At 73.1% G+C, this 26,527-nt stretch carries 25 protein-coding genes; 15 read left to right on the top strand and 10 right to left on the bottom strand.

The window, feature by feature from the left end:
• Positions 1-10: 10 nt before the first annotated feature.
• Entirely contained in the window at positions 11-1,630 is a 1,620-nt protein-coding gene (locus RGQ06_RS07540) for an acetolactate synthase (RefSeq protein WP_432427180.1), read from the bottom strand.
• Positions 1,631-1,688: 58 nt separating this feature from the next.
• Between RGQ06_RS07540 and RGQ06_RS07535 the strand changes: the two genes are divergently transcribed.
• Positions 1,689-2,219 (top strand): DinB family protein, encoded by a 531-nt coding sequence (locus RGQ06_RS07535; protein ID WP_432427181.1) that lies wholly within the window; start codon positions 1,689-1,691, stop codon positions 2,217-2,219.
• A 3-nt stretch (positions 2,220-2,222) separates the two neighbouring features.
• Positions 2,223-2,705 carry a GNAT family N-acetyltransferase gene (locus tag RGQ06_RS07530; RefSeq protein WP_432427182.1) on the top strand — a complete coding sequence of 161 codons (483 nt, stop codon included), beginning with the start codon at positions 2,223-2,225 and terminating at the stop codon, positions 2,703-2,705.
• 1 nt (position 2,706) lies between these two features.
• Here the strand turns inward: RGQ06_RS07530 and RGQ06_RS07525 are convergent, their stop codons facing one another.
• Positions 2,707-4,308 carry a DHA2 family efflux MFS transporter permease subunit gene (locus tag RGQ06_RS07525; protein ID WP_432427183.1) on the bottom strand — a complete coding sequence of 534 codons (1,602 nt, stop codon included), beginning with the start codon at positions 4,306-4,308 and terminating at the stop codon, positions 2,707-2,709.
• Positions 4,309-4,462: 154 nt separating this feature from the next.
• On the opposite strand from RGQ06_RS07525, the gene RGQ06_RS07520 reads away from it, so the two are divergent.
• The 5 genes from RGQ06_RS07520 (at position 4,463) to RGQ06_RS07500 (ending at position 9,753) form a co-directional block, all read left to right on the top strand.
• Entirely contained in the window at positions 4,463-5,041 is a 579-nt protein-coding gene (locus RGQ06_RS07520; RefSeq protein WP_432427184.1) for a TetR/AcrR family transcriptional regulator, read from the top strand.
• An 88-nt stretch (positions 5,042-5,129) separates the two neighbouring features.
• Positions 5,130-5,873, top strand: a complete 744-nt coding sequence (locus RGQ06_RS07515; RefSeq protein ID WP_432427185.1) for a siderophore-interacting protein — start codon at positions 5,130-5,132, stop codon at positions 5,871-5,873.
• Positions 5,870-6,652 (top strand): ABC transporter ATP-binding protein, encoded by a 783-nt coding sequence (locus tag RGQ06_RS07510; protein WP_432427186.1) that lies wholly within the window; start codon positions 5,870-5,872, stop codon positions 6,650-6,652. Before RGQ06_RS07515 ends, RGQ06_RS07510 begins: the two co-directional genes overlap by 4 nt.
• A 39-nt stretch (positions 6,653-6,691) precedes the next feature.
• Positions 6,692-7,717: an ABC transporter substrate-binding protein gene (locus RGQ06_RS07505; RefSeq protein WP_432427187.1), complete on the top strand. Its 1,026-nt coding sequence runs from the start codon at positions 6,692-6,694 to the stop codon at positions 7,715-7,717.
• The gene (locus RGQ06_RS07500) at positions 7,714-9,753 is read left to right on the top strand and encodes an iron ABC transporter permease (protein ID WP_432427188.1); all 2,040 of its coding nucleotides are present in this window, start codon (positions 7,714-7,716) and stop codon (positions 9,751-9,753) included. The genes RGQ06_RS07505 and RGQ06_RS07500 overlap by 4 nt, the downstream gene beginning before the upstream one ends.
• 9 nt (positions 9,754-9,762) lie before the next feature.
• On the opposite strand, the gene RGQ06_RS07495 is transcribed toward RGQ06_RS07500, so the two are convergent.
• From RGQ06_RS07495 to RGQ06_RS07480, 4 genes are read right to left on the bottom strand one after another with little or no spacing between them, the layout of a single operon-like run.
• Complete coding sequence (locus RGQ06_RS07495; RefSeq protein ID WP_432427189.1) at positions 9,763-10,320, bottom strand: hypothetical protein; 558 nt, start codon at positions 10,318-10,320, stop codon at positions 9,763-9,765.
• The gene (locus tag RGQ06_RS07490; protein ID WP_432427190.1) at positions 10,317-10,994 is read right to left on the bottom strand and encodes an ABC transporter ATP-binding protein; all 678 of its coding nucleotides are present in this window, start codon (positions 10,992-10,994) and stop codon (positions 10,317-10,319) included. The genes RGQ06_RS07495 and RGQ06_RS07490 overlap by 4 nt, the downstream gene beginning before the upstream one ends.
• 13 nt (positions 10,995-11,007) lie before the next feature.
• Positions 11,008-12,111: an ABC transporter permease gene (locus tag RGQ06_RS07485; protein WP_432427191.1), complete on the bottom strand. Its 1,104-nt coding sequence runs from the start codon at positions 12,109-12,111 to the stop codon at positions 11,008-11,010.
• Positions 12,108-13,244, bottom strand: coding sequence for an ABC transporter permease (locus RGQ06_RS07480; RefSeq protein ID WP_432427192.1), 1,137 nt, complete (start codon positions 13,242-13,244; stop codon positions 12,108-12,110). Before RGQ06_RS07480 ends, RGQ06_RS07485 begins: the two co-directional genes overlap by 4 nt.
• A gap of 78 nt (positions 13,245-13,322) precedes the next feature.
• On the opposite strand from RGQ06_RS07480, the gene RGQ06_RS07475 reads away from it, so the two are divergent.
• From RGQ06_RS07475 to RGQ06_RS07465, 3 genes are read left to right on the top strand one after another with little or no spacing between them, the layout of a single operon-like run.
• On the top strand, positions 13,323-13,856 hold the full coding sequence (locus RGQ06_RS07475; RefSeq protein WP_432427193.1) for a hypothetical protein: 534 nt from the start codon (positions 13,323-13,325) through the stop codon (positions 13,854-13,856).
• A 15-nt stretch (positions 13,857-13,871) separates the two neighbouring features.
• Positions 13,872-14,822, top strand: a complete 951-nt coding sequence (locus tag RGQ06_RS07470) for an MBL fold metallo-hydrolase (RefSeq protein ID WP_432427194.1) — start codon at positions 13,872-13,874, stop codon at positions 14,820-14,822.
• A 47-nt stretch (positions 14,823-14,869) separates the two neighbouring features.
• A complete protein-coding gene (locus tag RGQ06_RS07465) occupies positions 14,870-15,913 on the top strand; it encodes an alpha/beta fold hydrolase (protein WP_432427195.1) in 1,044 nt (347 codons plus the stop codon).
• 74 nt (positions 15,914-15,987) lie between these two features.
• Here RGQ06_RS07465 and RGQ06_RS07460 read toward each other — a convergent pair whose 3' ends face one another.
• The gene (locus RGQ06_RS07460) at positions 15,988-16,977 is read right to left on the bottom strand and encodes a hypothetical protein (RefSeq protein WP_432427196.1); all 990 of its coding nucleotides are present in this window, start codon (positions 16,975-16,977) and stop codon (positions 15,988-15,990) included.
• A gap of 205 nt (positions 16,978-17,182) precedes the next feature.
• Here RGQ06_RS07460 and RGQ06_RS07455 point away from each other — a divergent pair, with 205 nt between their 5' ends.
• A complete protein-coding gene (locus tag RGQ06_RS07455) occupies positions 17,183-18,271 on the top strand; it encodes an S-(hydroxymethyl)mycothiol dehydrogenase (protein ID WP_432427197.1) in 1,089 nt (362 codons plus the stop codon).
• Positions 18,271-18,915, top strand: coding sequence for an MBL fold metallo-hydrolase (locus RGQ06_RS07450; RefSeq protein ID WP_432427198.1), 645 nt, complete (start codon positions 18,271-18,273; stop codon positions 18,913-18,915). The genes RGQ06_RS07455 and RGQ06_RS07450 overlap by 1 nt, the downstream gene beginning before the upstream one ends.
• A gap of 7 nt (positions 18,916-18,922) precedes the next feature.
• On the opposite strand, the gene RGQ06_RS07445 is transcribed toward RGQ06_RS07450, so the two are convergent.
• The 3 genes from RGQ06_RS07445 to RGQ06_RS07435 all read right to left on the bottom strand — a co-directional run bounded on the left by RGQ06_RS07445 (position 18,923) and on the right by RGQ06_RS07435 (position 24,424).
• Positions 18,923-20,692 carry an acyclic terpene utilization AtuA family protein gene (locus RGQ06_RS07445; protein ID WP_432427199.1) on the bottom strand — a complete coding sequence of 590 codons (1,770 nt, stop codon included), beginning with the start codon at positions 20,690-20,692 and terminating at the stop codon, positions 18,923-18,925.
• Complete coding sequence (locus tag RGQ06_RS07440; RefSeq protein WP_432427200.1) at positions 20,689-22,758, bottom strand: biotin carboxylase N-terminal domain-containing protein; 2,070 nt, start codon at positions 22,756-22,758, stop codon at positions 20,689-20,691. Before RGQ06_RS07440 ends, RGQ06_RS07445 begins: the two co-directional genes overlap by 4 nt.
• A 70-nt stretch (positions 22,759-22,828) precedes the next feature.
• Positions 22,829-24,424, bottom strand: coding sequence for an acyl-CoA carboxylase subunit beta (locus tag RGQ06_RS07435; RefSeq protein WP_432427201.1), 1,596 nt, complete (start codon positions 24,422-24,424; stop codon positions 22,829-22,831).
• 70 nt (positions 24,425-24,494) lie between these two features.
• Between RGQ06_RS07435 and RGQ06_RS07430 the strand changes: the two genes are divergently transcribed.
• The 3 genes from RGQ06_RS07430 to RGQ06_RS07420 are packed head-to-tail and all read left to right on the top strand — an operon-like array spanning position 24,495 to position 26,503.
• Positions 24,495-25,496: a Ku protein gene (locus RGQ06_RS07430; protein WP_432427202.1), complete on the top strand. Its 1,002-nt coding sequence runs from the start codon at positions 24,495-24,497 to the stop codon at positions 25,494-25,496.
• Positions 25,493-25,675 carry a hypothetical protein gene (locus tag RGQ06_RS07425; protein ID WP_432427203.1) on the top strand — a complete coding sequence of 61 codons (183 nt, stop codon included), beginning with the start codon at positions 25,493-25,495 and terminating at the stop codon, positions 25,673-25,675. The genes RGQ06_RS07430 and RGQ06_RS07425 overlap by 4 nt, the downstream gene beginning before the upstream one ends.
• 21 nt (positions 25,676-25,696) lie before the next feature.
• Positions 25,697-26,503 carry a TIGR03084 family metal-binding protein gene (locus tag RGQ06_RS07420; protein ID WP_432427204.1) on the top strand — a complete coding sequence of 269 codons (807 nt, stop codon included), beginning with the start codon at positions 25,697-25,699 and terminating at the stop codon, positions 26,501-26,503.
• The last annotated feature ends 24 nt before the right edge of the window (positions 26,504-26,527 follow it).

The following is a 26,527-nucleotide window of genomic DNA, read 5'->3' as shown; positions in this document are numbered from 1 at the left end:
GGGAGCCTCCTCAGGCCAGGTTGGACGAGCGCGGGTAGGCGTCGGCCGGGTCGGTGAGCACGTTGACGAGGTAGGGCACGCCGGAGGCGAACGCGCGGTCCATGGCCGGGCCGATCTCGTCGGGGTCGGTGACCGTCTCGCCGGCACCGCCGAGGGCCTTGACCACGTCGTCGTAGCGGGTGCCGGGTTGGAGGTCGGCGGCGACGTCGTAGCCGTAGACCATCTGCATCGGGTGCTTCTCCAGGCCCCAGATGCCGTTGTTGCCCACGACCATGACGACGGGGAGGTCGTGGCGGACGAGGGTGTCCACGTCCATGAGCGAGAAGCCGGCCGCGCCGTCGCCGAGCAGCACCACGACCTGGCGGTCCGGGTGGGTGACCCGAGCCGCGATGGCACCGCCCATGCCGGTGCCGAGGCAGCCGAACGGGCCGGTGTCGAGCCAGGACCCGGGCGTCTGCACGTCGACGTACTTGCCGGCGTAGCTGACGAAGTCGCCGCCATCGCACACGACCACGGCGTCGCGGTCCAGGCGCTTGGCCAGCTCGCCGTAGATGCGGGTCGGCTTGATCGGGTCGTCGCCGGCAGCGAGCAGCGGCGCGTCGGCCTCCCGGGCGGCGGACTCGGCGTCGGTGAGGCGAACGATCCAGGGCTCGTGGTCGGCCCGGTCGCCGGTGTGGTCGGCCCAGCCCTGCAGCACGGTGGCCAGGTCGCCGCTGACCCGGATGGCCGGTTCGACGTGGCCGGGTTCGAGGCTGGGGTGGTCGACGACGTGGATGACCTCGGCGTCGCCGAAGCTCCCGAAGCCGAGGCGGAAGTCCAGGGGCGTGCCGATCACCACCACCACGTCGGCCTCGGCCTTGAGCAGGCTGCGGGTGCGGCTGAAGCAGAGCTCGTGGTCGGCGGGGACCGTGCCCCGGCCGAGGCCGTTGAGGAACACGGGCACCCGCAGCGCCTCGACGGCGGCGACGAGGGCCTCGTGCGCGCCGCCCCACCACACGTCGGAGCCCGCGATGATCGCCGGGGACGTCGCGGTGGCGATCCGGTCGGCGGCGCGGCGGACCGCGTCGGGGTCCGGTGCCGGACCGGTCGGCTGCACCGGGCCGGGGGCCTCGACCTCGGCCATGCCGAACACGACGTCGAGCGGGAAGTCGAGGAACACCGGGCCGCGATGCGGAGTGAGGGCGGTCTCCACCGCATGGGCGACATCGGCGGCGATGCGGTCGGTGGCGGTGACCGTGGCGGCGTGCTTGGTGATGGGCACGAGCAGCGGGACGTGGTCGAACTCCTGCAGCGAGCCCGAGCCCCACCGCTCCTGCGGGGCCCGGCCACCGAGCACCAGCACGGGTGAGCCGTTGAACTGGGCACCGGTGATGGCGCTGATGCCGTTGGTGACGCCGGGGCCGGCGGTGAGCACGGCGACGCCCACGTTGCGGGTCAGCTTGGCGGCGGCCTCGGCGGCGAAGGTGGCGGTCTGCTCGTGGCGCACGTCGAGGATGCGCACGTTCGGCTCCCGCTTCACCGCCGCGTCGTAGAACGGGAAGATGTGCCCGCCCGACAGGGTGTAGATGGTGTCGACGCCCGCGTTGCGAAGGACGGACAGGGCCAGCTCGCCGCCGTGGTCGTTCAGCATCCGGCCAGCCTGGCAAAGCGAACCCCCGGCCCGCGGCCGGTGCGCGAACCTGCTCGCCATGACCGAAGCTGCCGGCGCCATCGTCCCCGACGACAAGGACTGGACCTGGGTGCTGGAGCGCCCGTGTCCCGAGTGCGGGTTCGACGCCCGCTCGATCGACGTCACCGAGGTCGGCGACCTCACCCGGGCCAACGCGTCCGCCTGGCAGCGGGTGCTCGCCGCCCCCGACGCCGGCCACCGCCCCTCGCCGGATCGCTGGTCCCCGCTCGAGTACGCCTGCCACGTGCGCGACGTCTTCCGCCTCTTCGGCGAGCGGCTCGACCTGATGCTCACGCAGGACGGTCCGCACTACGCCAACTGGGACCAGGACGCCACCGCCATCGAGGACGACTACGCCAGCCAGTCACCGGTGGCCGTGGCGGTGGAGCTCACCCGGGCCGGCGCGACGCTGGCCGACCGGTTCGACGCCGTCGAGGGCGACCAGTGGAAGCGCACCGGCTACCGCTCCGACGGGGCCGAGTTCACGGTGGACACCTTCGCCCGCTACTTCATGCACGACCCGGTGCACCACCTCTGGGACGTGCGCTGAACGATGGAGATCCGCCCCGCCCGCCCCGACGAGTTCGCCGCCCTCGGTCAGCTCACGCTCGAGGCGTACCGCACGGTCGGTCCGCAGTCGGCGGCGTACGAGGCCGAGCTGGTCGACGTCGCTCACCGGGCCGAGCACGCCACCGTGCTGGTCGCTGCCGATGACGACGGCACGCCCCTCGGCTGCGTCACCCTCGTGCTACCCGGGCCGAACGTGCTCTCCGAGCACCGGGAGCCCGAGGCCGCATCCATCCGGATGCTGGGCGTCGCGCCGGGGGCGCGCGGCCGGGGCATCGGCGAAGCGCTGACCCTGGCTGCCATGGAGGAGGCCCGAGCGGTCGGGGCGACGGCGATGGTGCTGCACTCGGCCACGGACATGGCCGCCGCCCACCGCCTCTACCGGCGGCTCGGCTTCGTGCGCGACGAGGCGCTCGACTGGGTGCCCGAGCCCGACGTGGAGCTGCTCGGGTTCCGGCTGGCGCTGTAGCTCAGTCGACCAGGGTGGACGGCTCGGCCAGGCCGGGGTCGTCGTCCCGGGGCGGGCTCACGAACGGCGCCGGCGTGGTGCGGGGCAGCAGCTTCCACGACACGAAGGCGGCGACGAACACCACGGCCGAGCCGACCAGCGCGGCGAGGTTGAGGCCGTCGACGAAGGCCTGCTTGGCCGCGAGGGCGAGGGCATCGCCCTGGGCACCGCCGACCTGACCGGCCACGGCGAGGGCGCCGGCCAGGCCGCTGTCGACCACGCCCCGGGCCGCGTCGGGCAGGCCGACGAGGGAGGCGCCGATGCCGCTGGTGTACTGCGAGGTCACGACCGAGCCGAGCACGGCCACGCCGAGGGCGCCACCGAGCTCGCGGGTGGTGTCGTTCATGGCCGAACCGACGCCGGCCCGCCCGAGCGGCACCGACGACATGATCAGCGTGGTGAGCGGGGTCATGGTGATGGCCATGCCGAGGCCGAGGGGCAGCACCGAGGCGTAGACGTGGGCGAGCGAGCTGTCGACGCCGATGCTGGAGAACGCGGCCAGGCCGCCGGCGGTGAAGGTGAGCCCGACGGGCACGATCCGGGCCGCACCCCAGCGGGCCACCAGCTTCGGGACCCGCGGAGCCACCAGCATCATGATGAAGGCGAAGGGCAGCTGGAACAGGCCGGACTCGAACGGGGTGTAGCCGAGCACCATCTGCAGGTACTGCGCCATGAGGAAGAACGTGCCGAACATGGCGAAGAACGTCAGCGTGATGCCGGCCGAGGCCACGCTGAAGCGGCGGTCCTTGAACAGCGACAGGTCCAGCATCGGGAACCGGGCGGTGCGCTCCCGGGCGCCGAAGGCGACGATGGCGACCAGGGCGACGCCGAAGGTGAGCAGCGTCTGGCCCGAGAGCCAGCCGTAGTGGGGGGCCTCGATGATGGCGTAGACGAGGGCACCGAGGCCGATGATCGACAGCAGCGCGCCGGGCACGTCGAGGGGGCTCTCGGCCGGGTCCTTCGAGCTCGGCACCAGCAGGGCGCCGGCGATGAGGGCGGCGAGGATGAACGGCACGTTCACCAGGAACACCGAGCCCCAGAAGAAGTGCTCGAGCAGCCAGCCGGATGCGATGGGGCCGAGGGCGGCGCCGCCGCCGGAGATGCCGGCCCAGATGGCGATGGCCTTGGGGCGCTCCTCGGCGGAGAAGACGTTGGTGAGGATGGACAGCGTCGAGGGCATGACGAACGCCGCCGCGATGCCCATGACGGCACGGGAGGCGATGACCGCCTGGGCGGTGTCGGCCGTGGACGCGAACGCCGCCCCGAGCAGGAACACGAGCAGGCCGGCCTGGAGCGCGCCCTTGCGACCCCAGCGGTCGCCGAGGGTGCCGGCGGTGAAGAGCAGCCCGGCGAAGACCAGGGCGTAGGCGTCGACCATCCACTGCAGCTGGCTGGTGGAGGCGTCGAGCTCGGCGGCCAGCGTGGGCAGCGCCACGTTCAGGCTCGTGTTGCCGATGATCACGATCATCAGGCTGAGGCAGAGCACCGCGAGGATCAGCCAGCGGCGGGCGTGGACCTCGGGGGCGATCTCGGGTTCGGGGAGGGGGATCGCGGGGGCGTCCACGGGCGTTGCTCCGCTCGTCTTCGAAGGATCAGATCAGAAGGGGTCTCCGCACCGGACCAGGGGGAGGTTCCGATACGAAGACGTTTCGCAATGGTAACGGCATCAACCAGGCCGCTGCACGGTGTATTCCGAGGTTTCGATACGGTGGTGACCCATGGCACGGCCCCGCAGCGAGGAGGCCCGCCTCCGCACGATCGAGGCGACCATCGAGGCGCTGCTCGAGCTCGGCGCCGAGGGCCTCACCATGGAGGAGATCGCCGAGCGCTCCGGCGTGGCGAAGTCCACCATCTACCGCCACTTCGGGACGCGGGAGCACCTGGTCACCGAGTCGGTTCGGTCGTGCGTGGTGGAGCAGCCCACGCCTGACTCGGGCTCGCTGGCCGACGACCTCACCGACCTGTTCACCCGCTACGACGAGTCCGAGGAGACCAAGCGGCTGAACGAGCTGATCCCGCTGCTCATCGACGGCGCCCGGCGCGACGCCGGCATGCGCGAGGTGCTCGACGCGCTGCTGGTGGAGCGCCAGCGCCCGATGCGCACGGTGCTGAAGCTGGCCCAGGCCCGGGGCGAGATCGACCCCGACCTCGACCTCGACGTGGCCGTCGCCGTGCTGATCGGCCCGTTCACCTACCGGCGCATGGTGCAGGACGCCGAGATCACCGACGAGTTCGTCGCCGCCGTGGTCCAGACCGGCATCGCCGCGCTGCGCTCCACCGCACCCGGGACGGACTGAGCCGGACGCCCGACGCTTGCACCGACCGGCGCGTCCCGATTAGATGTTCGGTATACCTAACACCCGAGGTGCAGACATCCTGCCGCGGGTGCACCTCTGCGAGGTCGTCCGGACCCGGCCGGTCACGCCGATGGTGCAGCGGGTCACGCTCGGCGGCTGCGGGCTCGCCGGCTTCCCCGCGGTGGGCGCCGATGCGTTCGCCTACCTGCTCCTGCCGCCGGCGGGTCGCAGCGAGCTGACCATCGGGCTCGACTTCGACTGGGCCCACGTCCGGTCGATGGCGAAGGACGAGCGACCCCGCGGCGCCTACTACAGCGTCCGCCACCACCGGCCCGAGGAGCTCGAGATCGACCTCGACGTCGTGGTGCACGACGACGGGATCGCCGCCGGCTGGGCCGCAGCCGCCGCGCCCGGCGACAAGGCGGCGCTGTGGGGGCCCCGGGTCCTGTTCCGCCCGCCGGCCGACGCGGCCTGGACGCTGCTGGTCGCCGACAACACCGCGGTGCCGGCGATGCTGTCGATCCTCGACCACCGACCGGTCGACCACCGGGTCGTCGCGGTGGCCGAGGTGGCCGACGACGCCGAGGTGCGCGACGTCCGGCCCGGGCCGTGCGTGGACCTGCGCTGGGCCCGGCGGGACCGCGGCGAGCGGGCCGCAGACGTGGTGCGCGCCCTGCGGCTGCCCCCCGGGCCCGGCTACGCGTGGGGCGGCGGCGAGCACGCCTGGGTCCAGGAGCTGGACGCGCTGGTGGCCGACGTCCACGGCATCGACGCCGAGCGTCGCTCGCTCACGTCGTACTGGCGTCGCAACCAGCCGACCGGGCTGCGATGAGCGCGCTCACGACCCACGGGCTGTGCGTCGGTCACGGTGACCGCACGGTCGTGGCCGACGCCGAGCTGACCTTCGAACCCGGCCGCTGCACCGCGATCGTCGGTGCGAACGGCTCGGGCAAGTCGACCCTGCTGCGCACCGTGGCCGGCCTGGCCGCGCCGCTCGGCGGCCATGTCCGGCTGGGCGACCGCGACCTCGGCTCGCTGCGGGCGCGGGAGCTCGCCCGCCACCTGGCCTTCCTGCCCCAGGCGCCGCTCGTGCCGGCGGGGATCACCGTGGCCGAGCTGGTCGCGCTCGGGCGCCACCCGCACCGGCGCCTGCTCGGCGCGCCGTCCGCAGGCGACGATGCCGCCGTGGCCGAGGCCATGGCCCAGACCGGCCTCGGACCCCTGGCCGAGCGCCCGGTCGACCAGCTCTCCGGCGGCGAGCGTCAGCGGGTGTGGATCGCCGTCGCCCTCGCCCAGCAGGCCCCGGTGCTGCTGCTCGACGAGCCGACCACCTTCCTCGACATCCGCCACCAGCTCGAGGTGCTCGCCCTGGCCCGCCAGCTCTGCGACGAGGGCGGGCGCACCGTCGTGGCCGTCCTCCACGACCTCAACCAGGCGGCTGCGTTCGCCGACCAGCTCGTGGTCGTGGGCGACGGCCGGATCCTGGCCCAGGGCCCGCCCGGCGACGTGCTGTCCGCCGAGCTGCTGGCGCAGGCCTTCGGCGTGCACGCCGAGGTCCACCTCGACGACGAGGCCCGGCCCACGTGCCGGTTCCACGCCGCCCTCGTCTGACCCCTCCCCCCACCAACGAACCCCCCGAGGAGAAACCCGATGCGACGCATCACCCTGCTGTTCACCCTGCTGGCCCTGGCCGCCGGCCTCACCGCCTGCGGCGACGACGACGACGGCGCGGCCGTGTCCGGCGACGCCGCCGGCGAGACGACCGCCGAGACCAGCACGGAGGCCGAGGAGACCACCGAGGAGGCCACCGGCCCGATCACCATCACCGACGGGACCGGCACCGAGGTCACCCTCGAGGAGCCGGCCACGACCGTCGTCGCGCTCGAGTGGTCGCTGGCCGAGGACCTCCTCCTGGTCGACGTGGAGCCGGCCGGCGTCGCCGATGCCGCCAACTACGGCGACTGGATCGCCGAGCCGGCGCTGCCCGAGGGCGTCGAGGACGTCGGTACCCGCCAGGAGCCCTCCATCGAGCGCATCCAGGCCCTGCAGCCGGACCTGATCCTCGGCGTCGACTTCCGCCACGCGGCGGTTCGCGAGCAGCTCGAGGCCATCGCACCGACCTACTTCATCAGCCCCTACGGCGAGGACGCCGGCAGCCAGCTGGCGGACATGCGCCAGACCTTCGCCGACATCGGCACGCTCACCGGCAACGAGGACATGGCGACCGACGTCCTCGACGACCTCGACGCGCACCTGGCCGACGCCGCTGCCGAGCTGGAGGAGGCCGGCCTGGCCGGGCAGGAGATCGCCATCGCGCAGGGCTTCACCACCGACGGCACCCCGACGGTGCGGATGTTCTCCCCCAACGCCCTCGTGGTCGAGCTGCTCGCCGAGATCGGCCTGCCCAACGGTTGGCCCGGCGGCGACACCGAGTACGGCTTCGACACCGTCGACGTCGAGGGCCTGACCCAGCTCGGTGACGTCGAGCTGTTCACCATCGCCCAGGAGGAGGACGACATCTTCGCCACCGCCTTCGCGGGCAACCCGATCTGGGAGGGCCTGCCGACCGTGCAGCGCGGCGCCGTGCACCCCCTCGGCGGCAACACGTGGACCTTCGGCGGTCCGGCCTCGGCCGAGACCTTCGTCGACCGGGTGGTCGACGCGCTCGTGTCGTGAGCGTGCTGCCGGTGGGGCTGGCGCGAGCCAGCACCCCGGCCGCTCCGATCCGGACCGGGGTGGTCGTGCTGGTGGGCGTCGCCCTGCTGCACGTCACCCTGGGCCGGGCGGGTGTGGGCTTCGGCGACGTGCTCGACGTCGTCACCGGAGCCGCGCCCGACGACGTGGTGGCGGTGGTCCAGGCGTCGCGCCTGCCCCGCCTGCTCGCCGGCGTCGTCGTCGGTGCCGCCCTCGCCGTGTCCGGCGTCCTCCTCCAGGCCGTCACCCGCAACCCCCTGGCCGAGCCCGCCACCACCGGCATCGCCGCCGGCGCCCACCTCGCCCTCGTGATCGCGACGCTCGTCGGCCTCCCCGGCGGCCTGCTGCCCCAGGGCGGCATGGCCGTGCTCGGTGGCCTGCTCGCCGGCGGCGTGGTGCTGCTCGCCGCGTCCGGTGGCGAGGTGTCCCCCACCCGGCTGGTGCTGGCCGGCGTCGCCGTGTCGCTGGCGCTGTCGTCGGTGACCGCCGCCCTCCTGCTCGTGAACGAGCAGCAGCTGACCGGGCTGTTCCTGTGGGGTCACGGCTCGCTGGTGCAGTCCGGCCTCGAGCGGGTCGAGGCGTTCGGCCCCGTGCTCGCGCTCCTGGTCGTGGCGGCGTGGACGATGGGCCGTCGCCTGGACGTGCTCGGCCTCGGCGATGCCGCCGCCGGGGCGCTCGGCGCATCCCCGGCCCGGACGCGCCTGGCCGCCACCGGGCTGGCCGTCGTGCTCGCGTCCGGCGCCGTGGCCATCACCGGCCCGATCGGCTTCGTCGGCCTGGCCGCCCCGCACCTCGTGCGCCGCTTCGGCGGTCGCACCCACCGACGGCTGGTCGCGGCCACCGCCATCTGGGGCGGTGTGCTCGTGCTCGCCGCCGACGCGGCCGCCCAGCTGCTGCGGCCGGACTCCACCTCCACCGAGCTGCCCACCGGCGTCGTCACCGCCCTGGTCGGCGCGCCGCTGCTCGTGCTCATCGCCCGGTCGCTGCCGGCCGGAGGCGGCGCCGGGGCCACCGGGCTCGCCATCCGCCTGCGCCTCCCCCGCGCGCTGGTGGCCGCCGGAATCCCGCTGGTGCTGGTCGGGACGGCGATCGCCGGCCTCGTCATCGGCGACCTCCCCGTGTCGCCCGGCGACGCGGTCGCCGCGGTGCTGGGCGGCGGCGAGGACCTCACCCGCTCCGTCGTCGTCGACCTGCGCCTGCCCCGGGTGCTCGTCGCCGCCCTCGCCGGCGCCTGCCTGGCCAGCAGCGGCGCGGTGCTCCAGACCGTCACCCGCAACCCACTGGCCGACCCGGGCGTGCTCGGGGTCACCGCCGGCGCGGGCGTCGGTGCGCTGGTGGTCCTGCTCGCCGTGCCCACGGGCCCCACGCTGCTGCTCCCTCTCGGCGCGTTCGTGGGCGGCGGCGTCGTCATGGCCCTGGCCGTCGCCGCCGCGTGGCGAGGTGGCCTGGCCCCCGACCGGCTGGCCCTCGTCGGCATCGGCATGGCCGCCACCGGCGCGGCGCTGATCGACCTGCTCATCGTCCGCCACCCCGGCCAGGCCGCCCAGGCGCTGAACTGGCTCGCCGGGTCCACCTACGGGCGCGGCATCGACGACGTGGCGCTGCTGGGGTGGGCGCCGTTCGTGCTCCTCCCGCTGCTCGTCCTCGCCGGCCGCCACCTCGACCTCCTGGGCGTCGGCGACGACGGGGCCCGCACCCTCGGCCTGTCCGTCCAGCGCACCCGGCTCGTCGCCGTCGTCCTGGCCTGCGCGCTGGCGGCGGCCGCGGTGGGCATCGTGGGCGACCTCGGCTTCGTCGGCCTCCTCGGCCCGCACCTGGCCCGACCCCTCACCGGCCCGCAGCACCGCCGGTTCCTGCCCGTGGCCGCCGCGCTGGGCGCGCTGGTGGTCGTGGCCGCGGACGTCCTCGGCCGCAGCCTGTTCGCTCCGACCGAGATCCCCGCCGGGTTGGTGGTGTCGCTGATCGGCACACCGTTCTTCCTGTTCCTCATCTGGCGCACCCGGTCCGTCGCCGCCTGAGGGGTTGCGTCAGCGGGCCCGGACGCGCTCGATCACCGAGACCAGGTCGTCCTCGGGGAACGGGTCGGGCGTGTCGGCGAACCACAGCAGGCCGACGGAGCGGTCCGCGGCGACGCACACCACGTCGAGCTGGACGGGCCGCACGCCGTCACCGGTGCCGCCGGTGAAGCGGACCCGGAACCCGCGGCCGGTGCGTTCCACGTCGACCGCGAGCAGCTCGGCCTCGCTGTCGGAGGCATCCAGATCGGCGGCCACCGAGCGGCCGAGGCACTCGGCGAAGTCCCGGCTCGACAGCACGAGCTGCGCCCGGCCGGCGGCCTCCACCGTGGTGGTCCGGACCCCGAAGCCGTGGACGAGCCGGCCGGGCGGGCGCACGTAGTGCGGGGTCGCGGCGGTCTCGACCACCTCGTCGTCGCCGGGGAAGTCCGGCCCGACGCAGTCGATGAGCTCGCCGGGGGCGGTGCGGGCCGGGTCGTCGGAGCCGAAGCCCTCGTCGATGGCGAGCCAGCCGGTGCCGGGCAGGTCGGCCTCCTCCGGCAGGACGTCGTGGACGGTGCCGGACGTCATGCCTTCAGGCGGCCGTCGATGATCTCGAGGGTGCGGTCGGCGTGGTGGGTCATGCGGGTGTCGTGGGTGACGAAGATGCCGCCGACGCCGCGGGAGCGCATCTCCCGGCCGATGAGCTCCATGACCTGCTCGCCGAGCTCGGTGTCGAGGGCCGAGGTGGGCTCGTCGAAGAGCACGAGGCTGGGTTCGTTCATCAGCGCCCGGCCGATGGCCACCCGCTGGCGCTCGCCGCCGGACAGCTCGCCGGGCTGGTTGCCGGTGCGGTGCCCGAGGCCGAGCTCGTCGAGGAGCTGGTCGGCGCGATGCTTGGCCCCCTTGTCGAGGTTGCCGTTCATCTCGGCCACGACGAGCAGGTTCTCCCGGGCGGTGAGGAACGGGACCAGGTTGACGGCCTGGAACACGAAGCCGATCTCCTTGCCCCGGAACGCCGTGCGCTCCTTCTCCGACAGGTCGCCGATCTCGGTGTCGCCGACGCGTACGTCGCCCTCGGTCGGGCCGAGCAGCGCCCCGGCCACCGACAGCAGCGTGGTCTTGCCCGAACCGGACGGGCCGACCAGGGCGACGAGCTCGTCGCGTCCGACCTCGAGTGTGGCGTGGTCGAGGGCGACCACCTCCTCGTCGCCGGAGCGGTAGGTCTTGCGGACGTCGGTGAGCTGGAGGGCGGGGCTGGGCATGGGGCTTCCCGGGTCAGGCGCCGGCGCCGATGGCGGACGCCGGGTCGATGCGGACGATGCGCCGGAGCGACACCAGGGCGCCGACGACGGCGGCCACGGTGATGCTGGCGAGGGTGGACAGGGCGCGGGACGGCTCGAGCTGGAGCGGGATGCCGTCGGGGACGATCTGGAGGAGCCCGAGGGTGAGCAGGCCGCCGAGCACGAACGCGCCGGCGGCCACGACCACCGACTGGACGACCACGCCGGCGACGAGCGTGCGCGACGACCCGCCGACGGCCTTGAGCACGGCGTAGAGGCCGAGGCGCTCGAGGGTGAGGAGGGCGAAGAACAGGGCGATGACGAGGCCGGCGACGAAGATCGTGACGCCGATGACCGCGGTGAACGTGGCGTTCTGCTCGGTGATGCCGGGGATCGCGTCGATGGCCTCGGCCTGGCTCAGGGTCTCGGTCGCACCGGTGGCGTCGTCGATGGCCCGGAGGACGGCGTCGACGTCGGCGCCGTCGTCGACCCGGACGACGAGGGACTGGAACGAGCCGTCGGCGACGATGGCGTCGGGGCGGTTCTCGGCCAGCACCGAGCGCCACGTCTCGGGCTCGACCCAGAGGCCGCCCTGCTGCAGGTAGTTGGTGTCGTCGACGAAGCCGACGATGGTCAGCGGCACCTCGGCCGGGCCGACGAGGACCGTGTCGCCCACCGACGCACCCTCGTCTTCGAGCTGGCGGTCGGCGTGGGCCTCGCCGGTGCCGGGCGGTTCGGGCAGCTCGTCGGACGCCAGCTCGTAGCCGACGACCGCGCCGTCGACGACCTCGTCGCCGTCGGGGATCTGCACGCCGAGGAGGGCGAAGCCCAGCCCTCCGGTCGCCGCCACGCCGTCGACCTCGTCGATCTCGGCCCGCTGGTCGGCCGTGATCTCGGAGCGCAGGAACGACTGGCGGGCGTCGTCGGAGAAGACGATGCCGTCGGCATCGAGCGTGCGGACCGCGCCGGTGGAGTTGAGGTAGAGGCCGTCGAGCAGGCCGCCGAGGAACAGGAGCAGCAGGACGAGGACGGTGAGCGCGCCGCCGACGACGGTGAAGCGGCCGGGCCGGCGGAGCAGCTCGCGGACGGCCAACCTCATGCCAGCTCGCTCCCCGTGTCGACGGTGGCCCGGATCGGGTCGATGCGCAGCACCCGACGGATCGCCCCGATGCTGCCGACGAGGGCGAGCACGGTGAGGCCGATGATGGTGGGGATGACGGTGGACGGCTCGAGGTCGAGCTCGATGGCACCGCCGGTGGAGATGGGGCGGACGGCGAACACCATGCCGATGCCGATGGCGATGCCGGCACCCATCACGAACAGGATCTGGACGACCAGGTTGCGGATGAGGTAGCCCGACGGCGCGCCCACCGCTCGGAGCAGCGTGAGCGGCTTGGCCTTCTGCACGGTGAGGATCAGGAAGAAGAAGGCCACGACCAGGGTGACGACGCCGAAGGCCAGGGCGAGGATGATCTGGAACGACTGGTTCACCGCGGCCACACCGGGCGCCGAGTCGACGGCGTCGGCGTTCGTGAGCGCCTCGACGCCGTCGACCTCGTCGTCGATGCGGGCGGTGAGCTCGCCCGGGTCGGTGCCGTCGGTAGGCCGGACGGCCGCGATCGAGGGCAGCACCGCCTGGGCGTTGGGGTTCACGGCGCGCTGGGCGTCCTCGAAGGTCGAGTAGTCGACGAACAGGGTGGGGGCCACGCTGAAGCGCACGTCCTCGGCGAGGCCGACCACCTCGATCTCGGGACCGCCGTCGGCGGCGATCCGGACGGTGTCGCCGATGTCGAAGCCGTCGGCGGCGTCCGCGCTGCTGGCGACGGCCTCCCCCGGGGCCTCGGGCAGGCGACCCTCGGTCAACGAGGTGGGGGCGCCCAGGCCGCCGGCGTCGAGCGGGTAGCCGAAGAGCACGCCGTCAACCAGCTCGCCGCCCGCCTCCACCGTGTACGTGGCCTCGCCGATGCGCACGACCTGCTCGACGCCCTCGACGCCGCCCAACGCCTCGATCTGGTCGGGGAGGAGGAAGCTGCCCTCGACGTTGCGCCGGGCCTGCTCGTTGTAGACGAGGACCGGCGAGTCCTGGTTCTCGATCGCGCCGATGAAGCCCTGGACCAGGCCGCCGAAGAGCGCCTGCTGGAACAGGATCAGGAACACGAGCAGGCCCACCGCGCCGGCGAGCAGGCCGAAGCGCACCTTGGACCGGGCGATCTCGCGGGTGGCCAGCAGCACGAGCGCAGGTTAGGGAGACCGGCCCTTGCTGCCACCGCGCCCTGCCACTGGGCGCGCCGCGGCTGCCAGGATCGCTGCGTGGACCTCTTGCGACTGGAGCTCATCGGCGGACCCGGACGGGTGGAGACCGCGGTCGGGTCGCCGGCCTGGGAGCGGGGCGTGCTCGGCGTCGACGTCAGCGCCCTCGCGGTGGAGGGCGTCGACCACACCGTGGTGCAGGTGCTCTTCGACGACGACGCGCCGGCCTTCGACCGGGACCTGCTCGACGCACCGCTGGTCGCCGAGCTGCGCCGCCCCTCCGGCGAGGTGGCGGTGCGCGACCTGTTCGACCACGACCGGTTCCGGCAGGCCCTGCGCGCCGACCAGGAGTCCGGCGGCGACGAGCTCCGCGGCGTGCTCGTCCTGACCGGCGGTGAGCTGCCCCCGCCCTACGTCCGGCTCGCGTTCCTGCCCGTCGACATCGGCGGGACCGACGGCACCACCCTCGCCGTCGTGCGCACCGACCTGCCCGAGCTGGTCATGGCGGTGGACGACGCGCTCGAGCGCGAGGAGATCGACGAGACCGAGCACCGGGCCCTGCTCACGTCCATCGAGCAGCGCCACCCCGCCTGAGATACGTTCCGCCCGATGGGACGGGTGGGATACGAGCGAGGTCGCGTCGATCTGGACGGGGGATGCCATGCGTGGCTGCAACCCGACGGGGGCTGGGGGTGGTCGAACGCCGGGTTGGTGGTCGGTGACGGCGCCAGCCTCCTGGTCGACACGCTGTTCGACCTGAAGCTCACCCGGGAGATGCTCGACGGGTTCGGTCCGCTCACCGGCGCCAACCCGATCGGCACGCTGGTGAACACCCACGCCAACGGCGACCACTGCTACGGCAACGAGCTGGTGACCGGCGCCGACATCGTGGCCACCGAGGCCTGCGCCGAGGAGATGCCGGGCACGCCGCCCGAGCTGCTCGCCGCCATGGTCGAGGCCGGCGAGAACGGTGAGCTCGGCGAGACCGGCGAGTTCTTCGCCCGGATCTTCGGGCCCTTCGAGTTCGAGGGCATCACCCTCACCCCGCCCACGTCCACGTTCACCGGGCGCCACGAGGTGGACGTCGCCGGCACCTGCGTCGAGCTGCTCGAGGTCGGGCCCGCCCACACCGCCGGCGACTGCATCGCCCACGTGCCGGGCGCGTCCACCGTGTTCACCGGCGACATCTGCTTCATCGAGGGCACACCGATCATGTGGGCCGGCCCGATCGGCAACTGGATCGACGCGTGCGACCTCATCATCGAGGACCTGCACCCCGAGGTCGTCGTGCCCGGCCACGGCCCGGTCACCGACGTCGCAGGCGTGCGCCGCATGCGGGACTACCTGGTCTTCGTCGACGCCCAGGCCCGGGCCCGCCACGCCGACGGCATGCCGCTGGAGGAGGCGATCCGCGACATCGCGCTCGGGGAGTTCGCCGGCTGGATCGACCGGGAGCGCCTCGCCGTGAACGTCGACACCGTCTACCGGGAGCTCGACCCCGAACGAGGTCGCACCGACGTCGTCACCCTGTTCGGGATGATGGCCGCGCTCGCTCCCTGACCTCGGGCATCAGTCCGTTTCGGGCGATTCCTGGGTACGGTCCAGCCGTGGCTGACCGCATGGCGCAGGGGACCGTCCGCGACGAGATGGAAGCGATCGCAGCCGCGACCACCACCAAGCCACCCCGCCTGCGACGGCGCACGGTCGTGCTCGACGACGGCCACCGGGTCGGCCTGTCCGTCTGCGGCGAGGGCGTCCCGCTCGTCATGATCCACGGCGTCATCGCCGAAGGCATGCTCTACGCCCGCACGCTCCGGCGGCTCGCCGGGGCCGGGTTCAAGGTCATCGCCATCGACAGCGCCGGCCACGGACGCACCGCCGGGCTCGGCCGGAAGGGCTGGACCTGGGAGGCCTACATCGACCTGCACGAGCAGGTGCTCGACCACCTCGGCATCGAGCGCGCCGTGTTCGTGGGCCACTCCATGGGCGGCCGGGTCGTCGTGGAGCTCGCCGCCCGCAACCCCGAGCGCGCCATCGCCGTGCTCCCGGTGAACGCCGCCATCGGCGGCCTGTGGGACCAGCTCACCGGCGCCGCCCGCTACGTGCCGTTCCTGTTCCCCCTCGGCATCGGCCTGCTCGTGACCGACACCGCCATCGGCGCGCTGCAGGGCCGCAAGCAGATGGGCGCGCTCGCCCGGCTCACCGCCCCGTCGCTGGCCCAGCGGGTCCGGGAGCTGCCGTCGCTGCCCGCCGCGATCTTCGCCACCGCCACGGCCAAGGGGTCCCTCGACCGGCTGCGCGCCCTCGGCCACGCTGACGTGCCGGTGATGGTCCTGCACGGCGACCGCGACCTCACCATCTGGTTCACCAACGCCCGCCAGGCCGCCGAGGCCGCCGGCGGCACGCTCGTGCGCATCGAGGGCGGCCTGCACTCCTGGCTGCTCGAGGACGCCGACAGCCTCCCCGCCGTCATCGGCTCCCTCCTCGACGGCGTGCTCGGCGAGGCGCTGGCCGAGCGGACGCCATCGATCGACGTCTGCTACGGCCCCGAGGCCCTCGCCCTCACCATCGACCGCCCGGTCTCCAAGCCGTACCAGCTCGAGCCCAGCCACAACTGGCGCATCGAACCCCTCACCCCCACTCCCTCCTGACCGTTCTGGCCAACACATCCCGCGTATCCGGGGGATTCGGTAGGCCAGTTCGGGTCCCTCCACCAGGGCTTCGTTCACCAGGACTCCCACGGGGCGCGGGTCGGGCGGATCACGCGAGGCACGACCGGACCGGCCTCCACCTCGCGCAAGGCCGCGACGATCCGATGCGGCTGGTGGAAGACGTCGTACTCCCACACCACCATGACCTCGAACCCGGCATCGACGAGGTCGTCATAGCGCTCGGCGTCGGCGGTGCGGGCGGTGATCGGCGAGTGCACGGCCTCGCCGTTGATCTCGAGGATGAGCGGCCGGCAGCGGTGTCGGTAGTCGACGACTCCGATACGGGCGTCGTCGCCACCGACGGCGACCTGACGGTCCAGCCGGTCCCGCAGGTCGCAAGGCAGGGTCGACTCGAAGCGGTCTTCGAGGGCGGAGCCGGCCGGCTTGTAGTCCGGGGGTCTCGTCCGGAGCACCTCGCGGAAGACGACGATGCCGGATCGGCCCCGACCGCCGCTGCGCTCGCACAGCGCATGGATCCGGTGACCGTCGATGAGCCGGGATCGCCAGGCGTGGTCGAGGGTCGCTGCCGTGCGCAGCACCGCGATGTCGAAGCCGTTCGGCCCCCACTGGTGGGTCCACATCCCGGCCAGCCACAGCACGGTCTCCTCCGGTCGGCTCACCGGGATGTCGAGGTGCGTCGTCATCGACTCCGGAGTGAGATGTCGCAGGAGGTGCACCTGACCCAGTCGCGGACCGCGGACCAGGGTCCGCGACGTTCCGACGTGCGGTGTGGCAGGGCGGAAGCGACCGAACCCCCACAGCGCCGCCGCGCTCTTGCCCCAGATGCCGGCGTCGTCGCCGGTGTCGAGCACCGCAGCCATGAGGTGCTGCTCGCGGGATCGATCGGCGACCCGGTGGCGCAGCACCCGCGGGGTGAGGCGCTCGAGCTCTGGCTCGCGCTCCAAGATCCGACGTCGCTCGGCCGTGGTCAGCGTTCGCAGCTGACGGGTCGCGACGACGCCGCGCTGGACGCGAAGCAGCTGGATGACGGGTTCGGGCAGCACGAACGACCTCCTCGACCAGCTCCGTGTGGAGCGGTGAGGGGCGACGTGGACCGGCCACCCGACGTGCGCCGAACGGTACGTGCCATCGGGGACAAGAAGGTCCCGAGCCCGAACTGGCCTACGGATTCCCTCACATGTGGGGGAATCCGTAGGCCAGAACAATCGGGGTAGGTTCCCGCGGACCGACGAGGCAGAGGAGACGGCCGTGGCGCACGAGGTCCGGGGAGTGGTGGCGAGGGGCAAGGGTGCGCCCGTCACGGTGGAGACGATCCTGGTGCCGGACCCCGGGCCGGGCGAGGCGCTGGTGCAGGTCCAGGCGTGCGGGGTGTGCCACACCGACCTGCACTACCGGGAAGGTGGCATCAACGACGACTTCCCGTTCCTGCTCGGGCACGAGGCCGCCGGTGTGGTCGAGGCCGTGGGTGACGACGTCACCTCCGTGGCGCCGGGCGACTTCGTGGTCCTGAACTGGCGGGCGGTGTGCGGTGAGTGCCGGGCGTGCGAGCGGGGCCAGCCCCACCTGTGCTTCGACACGCACAACGCGACCCAGAAGATGACGCTGGCCGACGGCACCGAGCTGTCGCCGGCGCTCGGCATCGGGGCGTTCGCCGACAAGACCCTCGTCGCCGCCGGGCAGTGCACGAAGGTCAACCCCCAGGCCGACCCGGCCGCCGCCGGGCTCCTCGGGTGCGGCGTGATGGCCGGCTACGGCGCCGCCGCCCACACCGGTCAGATCGGTGAAGGCCAGAGCATCGCCGTGTTCGGCTGCGGCGGCGTCGGCATGGCCGCCCTCGCGGCGGCGAAGCTGCGGAACGCGACGACGATCATCGCCGTCGACCTCGATCCGAAGAAGCTCGAGCTGGCGAGGTCCTTCGGCGCCACCCACACCGTGAACCCGAACGACGGCGACGCGGTCGAGGCGATCAAGGCGCTCACCGGTGGCTTCGGTGTCGACGTGTGCGTCGAAGCCGTCGGCAACCCCAAGGTCCTCGAGCAGTGCTTCTACGCGCGGGACCTGGCCGGCACGGTGGTGCAGGTGGGCGTGCCGACGCCGGACATGCAGTTCCCCGACATCCCGATGATCGACTTCTTCGGCCACGGCGGGGCGCTGAAGCCGTCGTGGTACGGCGACTGCCTGCCGTCGCGGGACTTCCCCGCGCTGGTGGAGCTGTTCCTGCAGGGCCGGTTCCCGCTCGGCGACTTCGTGTCGGAGCGGATCGGCATCGACGACGTGGAGGAGGCGTTCCACAAGATGGAGCGAGGCGAGGTCCTGCGATCGGTGGTGGTGCTGTGATGGCCCCCACCACCGCGCGCATCCAGAAGGTGGTCACGTCGGGCATCTTCAGCCTCGACGGCGAGGACCACGAGGTCGACAACAACATCTGGCTGTACGGAGACGACGACGAGGTCGTGGTCATCGACGCGGCCCACGACCACCGCCCGATCCTCGCTGCGATCGGCGACCGCACGGTCGTCGCGATCGTGCTGACCCACGGGCACAACGACCACATCAACGCGGCCGCCGCCCTCGCCGACGCCACCGGCGCCCCGATGCTCGTGCACGAGGACGACCGGATGCTGTGGGAGGTCGTCTACCCCCACCGGGGCCCGAACGGCACGCTCGCCGACGGCGACACGGTGTCGGTCGCCGGCGAGTCGCTGCGGGTGCTGCACACACCGGGCCACTCCCCCGGCGGCATCTGCCTGCTCACCGACCCCGACGGCGCCAACCCAGGCCACGTGTTCGGCGGCGACACCCTCTTCAACGGCGGGCCAGGCGCGACCGGACGGTCGTTCTCCAGCTTCGACACGATCATCGAGTCGATCAAGACGAAGCTGCTGACGCTGCCGCCCGAGACGGTCGTGCACACCGGTCACGGCGACGACACCACCGTCGGGGCCGAGGCGCCCGGCATCGAGGCCGCCGGCGGCTCCTGACCCCGAGTCAGTCGAGCAGCGCCTCGGGCACGTCCACGACCCGGGCCCGCAGCCACTCCCCCAGGCTCTTGGCCTGCGCGTCGTTGCGGGTCGAGGCGGCCACGCCCTCCTGCAGCAGCCCGCGGACGACGAAGTTGATGGCCCGCAGGTTGGGCAGGGGGTACCGGTCGACGACGAGGTCGTCGGTCTCGGGCAGGAGCTGCTGGAAGCGCTCGGTGGTGAGCAGGCCGTCGAGCCAGGGCCAGGCCTCGTCGCTGCGCACGAACACCCCGACGTTGGCGTCGCCGCCCTTGTCGCCGGAGCGGGCGCCGACGATCGAACCGAGTGGCGCCCGCGTGGTGGGGCCGGCGGGCGCATGGCCCGCCGGGCCGGGCACCGGCTCGATCGTCGGCCCCCGCGACCCGGGGAACGTGGAGGGGACCTCACGGGTGTCGCCGCCGAGGACGGTGACGTGGGCAGGCACGAGGTCGGCCCCCACGAGGGCGGGCCGGTACACGCCGTAGGGACCGCCGCCGGACGGACCACCCGAGGGGCTGTAGAGGCCGGGGATGCTGGCCAGCGCGGTCTCGATCAGCGCGCCGGTGAACGCCCGGCCGACCTTGCGCTCGTCGGGGTCCTTCACGATCAGGCGCCAGATGGCGGTGGCGGCCTCGTTGCTGGCGGGGTCGTCGTGCTCGGTGCGCTCGATGCGGGACGTCACGCTGGCGAAGTCGTCCGGACCGTACGGGCACGCAGCCCAGAAGGCGGCTTCGGCGGCCGCGGCCTTGGCCTCGATGTCCAGGCCGGTGAGGGCGACCGACACCTGGTTGCGGTGACCGCCCAGCTCGTTCATCGCCACCTTGAGCGTGTCGGGCGGGGCCTCGCCGCGGACGCCGCTGATGCGCACCCGGTCGGGGCCGACCTCGTCGACGGTGATGGTGTCGAAGCGGGCGGTGACGTCGGGACCGAGGTAGCGGGGTCCGCCGATCTCGTACAGCAGCTGGGAGGTGACGGTGCCGACCGAGACCTGGCCGCCGGTGCCGTCGTGCTTGCCGATCACGCACGAGCCGTCGGCGGCCACCTCGGCCCACGGGAAGCCGACCCGCTCCAAGCCGGGCACCTCGGTGAAGAACGAGTAGTTGCCACCGGTGGCCTGGGCGCTGCACTCGATGACGTGGCCGGCGACGACCGCGCCGGCGAGCTCGTCGAGGTCGGTCCGGGACCAGCCGTGGTGCCACGCCGCCGGACCGCAGGCGACGGCGGCGTCGGTGACGCGACCGGTGATGACGATGTCGGCGCCCCGCTCCAGCGCGTCGACGACGCCCCAGCACCCCAGGTAGGCGTTGGCCGACAGGTACGCGCTGACGTCACCCAGGTCGCCGGCCTCGTCGAAGGGCGCCAGCGCACCGGCCTCGGCCAGCTCCGCCGCCCGGGGGAGGAGGTCGTCGCCGGTGACGTAGGCGATCGTCGGCAACAGGCCCAGCTTGTCGGCCACCTCGTGCACCGCCTCGGCGCAGCCGTCGGGGTCGAGGCCGCCGGCGTTGGAGACGACCTTGATGCCCCGGTCGAGGCAGGTGCCCATGACCTGCTCCATCTGGGTGACGAAGGTGCGGGCGAACCCGCCTCGGGGTCGGGAGGCCCGGCTGCGGGCCAGGATGAGCATGGTCAGCTCGGCCAGCCAGTCGCCCGTGAGCACGTCGATGGGGCCGCCTTCGACCATCTCCCGGGCGCCGGACAGGCGGTCGCCGTAGAAGCCGGAGCAGTTGGCGATGCGGATGGGGCTGGTCGGCTCGGTCATGGCTCGGGGTGGTCGAGCAGCACGAGCACGTCGCCGGCGTCGACCCGCTGGCCGGCGGCGACCTTGACCTCGGTGACGGTGGCGGCCGCCGGGGCGGTGATCTTGTGCTCCATCTTCATGGCCTCCACCACGACGAGGAGCTGACCGTCCTCGACGTCGTCGCCCTCCTCGACGTGCACCGACAGCACCGTGCCGGGCAGCGGGGACACCGGCCCGCCACCGGCGGCCGCGGCATCGTGGTCCTGGAAGCGCGGCGCCCGGTGCCAGGTGGTGCGACCGGCCGGACCCGAGACGTGGGTCTCGTCGCCGTCGCGCTCGACGGTGAGGTGGCGGCGGACGCCCTCCAGCTCGACGCTGATGCCGGACCGTCCGCCCTGGGCGCTGGCCGTGGCCCGGACCTCGGCGCGGCGGCGGGTGTCCTCGGACAGCGATCCGTCCTCGGTCGGGGTCGGGAACGGGCCGACGAGCACGTGGTACCGGCCGTCGCCCGACGCCTCGAGCTCGACGTCGAGCTCGTCGCCCCGACCGTCGATCCAGGTCGACCGCTGGCCCTGCGTGCGCAGGTTCCGCCAGCCAGATGGTGCGAACCCCCAGTGCCGGTCGTCGGCGCGCGCGGCACGCTCGTCGGCGATGGCGGCGGCGAGGAGCTGGGCGACCCGGTCGTCGCCGGTGGGACCGGCGGCGTGCGCGACGTCGGGGTGCTCGTCGAGGTAGGCGGTGGGGGTGCGGGCGGCGAGGAAGTCCTCCTCGACCAGGAGGGCGGCCATGGCGTCGACGTTCGTGCGCACCCCGGTGACCACCGCGCTGCGCAGCGCCCGGGCCAGCACGGCTGCGGCCTCGGACCGGGTGGGGGCGTGCGAGATCACCTTGGCGAGCAGCGAGTCGTAGTCGGCGGACACGACGCTGCCGGCCCGGAACCCGGTGTCGACCCGGACTGCCGCTACATCCGCACTGCCAGTTTCGAGAGGGTTCGCCCCCGCGAGCGTCCCGATCTGGAAGCGGGTGACGGTGCCGGTGGAGGGGAGCCAGCCGGCGGCGGGGTCCTCGGCGACGACCCGGACCTCGATGGCGTGGCCGTCGAAGCGGACGTCGTCCTGGGTGAGGGGCAGGGCCTCGCCGGCGGCGACCCGCAGCTGCAGCTCGACCAGGTCGAGGCCGGTGACCGCTTCGGTGACCGGGTGCTCCACCTGCAGGCGGGTGTTGACCTCGAGGAAGCTGATCGTCGCTGCCTCACCAGGAGCAGGGTCACCCACCATGAACTCGACCGTGCCGGCGCTGCGGTAGCCGATGTGGCGGGCGAGGGCGAGCGCGCCGTCGCACAGCGCGGCACGGATCTCTGGCGTGATGCCGGCCGAGGGCGACTCCTCCAGCACCTTCTGGTTGCGGCGCTGGATCGAGCACTCCCGCTCGCCGAGGTGGATCACGTTGCCGTGGGCGTCGCCGACGATCTGGACCTCGACGTGGCGGCCCCGCTCGATGTAGGGCTCCACGAACACGGTGCCGTCGCCGAAGGCGGAGTCGGCCTCGCGGGATGCGGCCACCACGGCCTCGGGCAGCTGCTCGGCGGACCGCACGATGCGCATGCCCCGACCGCCGCCGCCGGCGGCCGCCTTGACCAGGGCGGGCATGGGCAGGCCGTCGGGGACGTGGCCGGGCCGGACCTCGACCGCCTCGGTGGTGGGCACGCCGGCCTCGACCGCGGCGCGCTTGGCCGCGATCTTGTCGCCGAGGAGCGAGATCTGCTCCGGCGTCGGCCCGACCCAGATCAACCCGGCGTCGACGACCATGTGGGCGACGTCGGCCCGCTCGGCCAGGAAGCCGTAGCCCGGGTGGACGGCGTCGCAGCCGGCGTCGAGCGCGGCCTGGATGACGGCCTCGGCGCGCAGGTAGGACTCGGTCGGGGTGGAGCCGCCGAGGGCGACCGCGAGGTCGACGACGTCGACGTGGAGCGCGTCGACGTCGGACGTGGAGTACACGCCGACGGTGTCGATGCCGAGCCGGTGGGCGGTGCGGGCGATGCGCACCGCGATCTCGCCCCGGTTGGCGATGAGCAGCCGCCGGATCACGCCCCCACCCCCGTTCTTGTATGCGGATTCCCCCGCATGCGCGGGAATGTGTAGGCCAGAACGGTCATCGCTAGTGCCTCCACACGCCGTAGTCGGTGGCGCCGCGCACCTCGGCCGAGTGGGTGGCCGACAGGGCGATGCCGAGCACGGTGCGGGAGTCGGCCGGGTGGATGATGCCGTCGTCCCACAGTCGACCCGTGGCGTAGAGGGCGGTGGACTGGTCCTCGACCAGGTTCTCCAGCGCCGAGGTCTGGGCGGCGAGGGCCTCCTCGTCGACCTCCTGGCCCCGGCCGGCGGCGGCGTTGCGGGCGATGATGTCCATCACGCCGGCGAGCTGCTTGGGGCCCATCACGGCGATGCGGTGGTTGGGCCAGGAGAACACGAAGCGGGGGTCGTAGGCCCGGCCCGACATGCCGTAGTTGCCGGCGCCGTAGGACGCTCCCACCATCAGCACCAGGTGGGGCACCTCGGAGTTGGACACCGCGTTGATGAGCTTGGCGCCGTTCTTGATGATGCCGCCCCGCTCGGCGGCGGAGCCGACCATGAAGCCGGTGATGTTCTGGACGAACACCAGCGGCGTGGCGGTGCGGTTGCACAGCTGGATGAACTGGGCGCCCTTGTTGGACTCCTCGGAGAACAGGATCCCGTTGTTGGCCAGCACCCCCACCGGGAAGCCGCAGATCGAGCCCCAGCCGCACACCAGCTTGTCGCCGTAGCGGGGCTTGAACTCCTCGAAGCGGCTGCCGTCGAGGGTGCGGGCCAGCACCTCGCGCACGTCGAAGGGCACCCGCACGTCGGCCGAGGCGGCGCCGATCAGCTCGGCCGGGTCGTAGAGGGGTTCGTCGGCCGGTTCGGAGGGACCGGGGCCGAGCTTCTCCCAGCGGAGGTGGGCGACGATGTCGCGGGCGATGCGGATGGCGTCCATCTCGTCGACGGCGAGGTAGTCGGAGAGGCCCGAGACCGACGAGTGCATCTCGGCGCCGCCGAGGGTCTCCTCGTCGACCTCCTCGTCGATGGCCATCTTCACCAGCGGCGGGCCGCCCAGGTAGGCGGTGCCCCGGTCCTTCACGAACACCGTGTAGTCGCTCATCCCCGGCGTGTACGCGCCGCCGGCGGTGGAGGGCCCGAAGACCACCGTCACCGACGGGATCCCCAGCTTCGAGCGCTGGGTGAGGTTCTTGAAGCCGGCACCGCCCGGCACGAAGATGTCGGCCTGGCGGGGCAGCTCGGCGCCGGCGGACTCGTTGAGCGTGACCACCGGCAGCCGGTTGCGCCGGGAGATCTCGTCGATGCGCAGGTTCTTGGCCACCGTCGTCGGGTTCGCCGACCCGCCGCGGTAGGTCATGTCCGAACCGGTGATGATCACCTCGGTGCCGCACACGATGCCGATGCCGGCGCAGACGCCGGCACCCACCGGGTCCTCGGTGCCCCACGCGGCCAGCGGGCTGAGCTCCAGGAACGGCGTGTGCGGGTCGATCAGGGCCTCGATCCGCTCCCGCACGAGCATCTTGCCCCGGCGCCGGTGGCGGTCGACGTAGCGCTGCCCGCCGACGGACGGCACCGATGCCAGCTGCTCGGCGACCTCGTCCCACAAGGCCTGCATCGCGGCCACGTTCGCCTGGTGCTCGGCGGAGCCGCTGTCGAGCCGGGAGCGCAGGACCGTCATCGCGCCGGACCGTAGTCGCGGAGCCGGGGCGGCGTGTCTGGCGTCACGGCCGCGTGGGCAAGGACCGCGCATGCCGCGCGCCATCTGGACGGGGAGCATCAGCTTCGGCCTGGTGAACGTCCCCGTGAAGCTGTTCACCGCCACCGAGGACCGCTCCGTCGGCTTCCACCAGTTCGAGCCGGAGAGCGGCGAGCGCATCCGCTACCAGCGCGTCACCGAGCAGTCGGGCCAGGAGGTCGCCTACGGCGACATCGTGAAGGGCTACGAGCTCGAGGACGGCAGCCACGTGCTCATCACCCCCGAGGAGCTCGAAGCGGTGGAGCCGGGCAGGTCCCGCACGATCGACATCGAGGACTTCATCGACCTCGACGACGTCGACCCCGTCTACTTCGACAAGACGTACCACCTCGCCCCCGCCGACCAGGCCGCGGCGAAGCCCTACGCCCTGCTGCGGGAGGCGATGAAGGACTCCAACCGGGTGGCCATCGCCCGCTTCGTGATGCGGGCCAAGCAGAGCCTGGCCGCCATCCGGGTCGCGTCCGTGGATGGCGACGGCGACGAAGCCGGCGCCGGCGACGTGCTGGTGCTCGAGACCATGCACTTCGGCGACGAGGTCCGCAGCCCGGCCGCCATCCGGGAGATGAAGGTGCTCGACGACGGCATCGAGCTCAACGACCGCGAGCGGGCAGCGGCCAAGAGCCTGGTCGAGTCACTCACCTCCGACTGGGAGCCGGCGAAGTACACCGACACCTACCGCGAGCGGGTGCTCGACCTGGTGGCCCGCAAGGCCGACGGCGAGCGCATCGTCACCGAGAAGGCCGAGGAGCCCACGGCCTCGGTCACCGACCTCATGGCCGTGCTCGAGGCCAGCGTCAACGAGGCCCGCCAGAAGCGCGGCGACGCGCCACGGGCGACGAGCGGGGCGGGCGCGTCGGTCACCGACTACGCCTCGATGTCCAAGGACGAGCTGTACGAGGAGGCCCAGCGCCGCGACATCGACGGCCGCTCGAAGATGACGAAGGACGAGCTGGTCGCGGCCCTGTCGGACTCGGCGATGGCGGAGGCGTCGTGAGCGCCGAACCGGTCGACGACTGCCCGGACTGCGTCGACGACAGCGAGCACTGCCACTGGGCCTGGGTGCGCCACCCGGACGGGTGGGGCGAGTGCCTGGCCCTCGAGTGCCGCTTCGGACCCGAGGCCCACGTCGTCGTCATCGCGTGCGTCGACGTGGACCACGGGTGCTGTGCGTGAATCTCTGACACGCTGACCGCCGTGGACGCCCAGGGGATCCGAGCCGACCTCATCGCCGAGCAGGACGCGCTCGATGCGGTGGTGGCCGACCTGACCGCGGAGCAGTGGGCGACACCGACGCCGAGCCCCCGCTGGACCGTGGCCGACCAGATCGCCCACCTCACCTTCTTCGATGGCACGGCGGCGCTGGCGATCCGCGACCCCGACGCGTTCAACGCCTCCCTCGGCGAGCTGGTCGCGCTGCTCGAGGGCGGCGAGGAGGCCATGGACGACCACACGCTCGGCTGGGCCCGAGCGGCGTCGCCCGAGGACCTGCTGAGCCGCTGGCGCGAGAACCGCGCCGAGCTCGCCGACGCCGCCACCGGGCTCGACGACGACGACCGCGTGCCCTGGTACGGACCGTCGATGGGGGCCAAGTCGTTCCTCACCGCCCGCCTCATGGAGTGCTGGGCCCACGGCCAGGACGTGGTCGACGCCCTGCGCTCCGCCGGCCTCGATGCCGAGCGCCCCGCCACCGATCGCCTCGCCCACATCGCCCGGCTCGGGTTCATCACCCGGGGGTGGACCTACATCAACCGGGGCGAGGAGCCGCCGACCACACCCGTGCGGGTCGCGCTCGATGCGCCCGGCGGCGGCACGTGGACCTTCGGGCCCGACGACGCCACCGAGTCCGTCACCGGGCCGGCCCTCGACTTCTGCCTCGTCGTCACCCAGCGCCGCAACGTCGACGACACCGACCTCACCATCACCGGCGACGCGGCCCAGGACTGGATGCACAAGGCCCAGGCCTTCGCCGGCCCACCCACGGACGGGCCGCCGGCCCGATGATCCGAACCTGACAGCAGGAGCACC

Origin of the sequence: Salinilacustrithrix flava (genome assembly GCF_041228405.1) — a bacterium.
Taxonomy (GTDB): domain Bacteria; phylum Actinomycetota; class Acidimicrobiia; order Acidimicrobiales; family Salinilacustritrichaceae; genus Salinilacustrithrix; species Salinilacustrithrix flava.
This window is presented reverse-complemented; position numbering and strand designations above follow the sequence as displayed.

Excerpts from the sequence above, each read along its gene's own strand:
- RGQ06_RS07540 (WP_432427180.1), bottom strand. The coding sequence starts at position 1,630 with ATGCTGAACGACCACGGCGGCGAGCTGGCCCTGTCCGTCCTTCGCAAC.
- RGQ06_RS07535 (WP_432427181.1), top strand. The coding sequence starts at position 1,689 with ATGACCGAAGCTGCCGGCGCCATCGTCCCCGACGACAAGGACTGGACC.
- RGQ06_RS07530 (WP_432427182.1), top strand. The coding sequence starts at position 2,223 with ATGGAGATCCGCCCCGCCCGCCCCGACGAGTTCGCCGCCCTCGGTCAG.
- RGQ06_RS07520 (WP_432427184.1), top strand. The coding sequence starts at position 4,463 with ATGGCACGGCCCCGCAGCGAGGAGGCCCGCCTCCGCACGATCGAGGCG.
- RGQ06_RS07510 (WP_432427186.1), top strand. The coding sequence starts at position 5,870 with ATGAGCGCGCTCACGACCCACGGGCTGTGCGTCGGTCACGGTGACCGC.
- RGQ06_RS07505 (WP_432427187.1), top strand. The coding sequence starts at position 6,692 with ATGCGACGCATCACCCTGCTGTTCACCCTGCTGGCCCTGGCCGCCGGC.
- RGQ06_RS07495 (WP_432427189.1), bottom strand. The coding sequence starts at position 10,320 with ATGACGTCCGGCACCGTCCACGACGTCCTGCCGGAGGAGGCCGACCTG.
- RGQ06_RS07490 (WP_432427190.1), bottom strand. The coding sequence starts at position 10,994 with ATGCCCAGCCCCGCCCTCCAGCTCACCGACGTCCGCAAGACCTACCGC.
- RGQ06_RS07485 (WP_432427191.1), bottom strand. The coding sequence starts at position 12,111 with ATGAGGTTGGCCGTCCGCGAGCTGCTCCGCCGGCCCGGCCGCTTCACC.
- RGQ06_RS07470 (WP_432427194.1), top strand. The coding sequence starts at position 13,872 with ATGGGACGGGTGGGATACGAGCGAGGTCGCGTCGATCTGGACGGGGGA.
- RGQ06_RS07450 (WP_432427198.1), top strand. The coding sequence starts at position 18,271 with ATGGCCCCCACCACCGCGCGCATCCAGAAGGTGGTCACGTCGGGCATC.
- RGQ06_RS07445 (WP_432427199.1), bottom strand. The coding sequence starts at position 20,692 with ATGACCGAGCCGACCAGCCCCATCCGCATCGCCAACTGCTCCGGCTTC.
- RGQ06_RS07435 (WP_432427201.1), bottom strand. The coding sequence starts at position 24,424 with ATGACGGTCCTGCGCTCCCGGCTCGACAGCGGCTCCGCCGAGCACCAG.
- RGQ06_RS07430 (WP_432427202.1), top strand. The coding sequence starts at position 24,495 with ATGCCGCGCGCCATCTGGACGGGGAGCATCAGCTTCGGCCTGGTGAAC.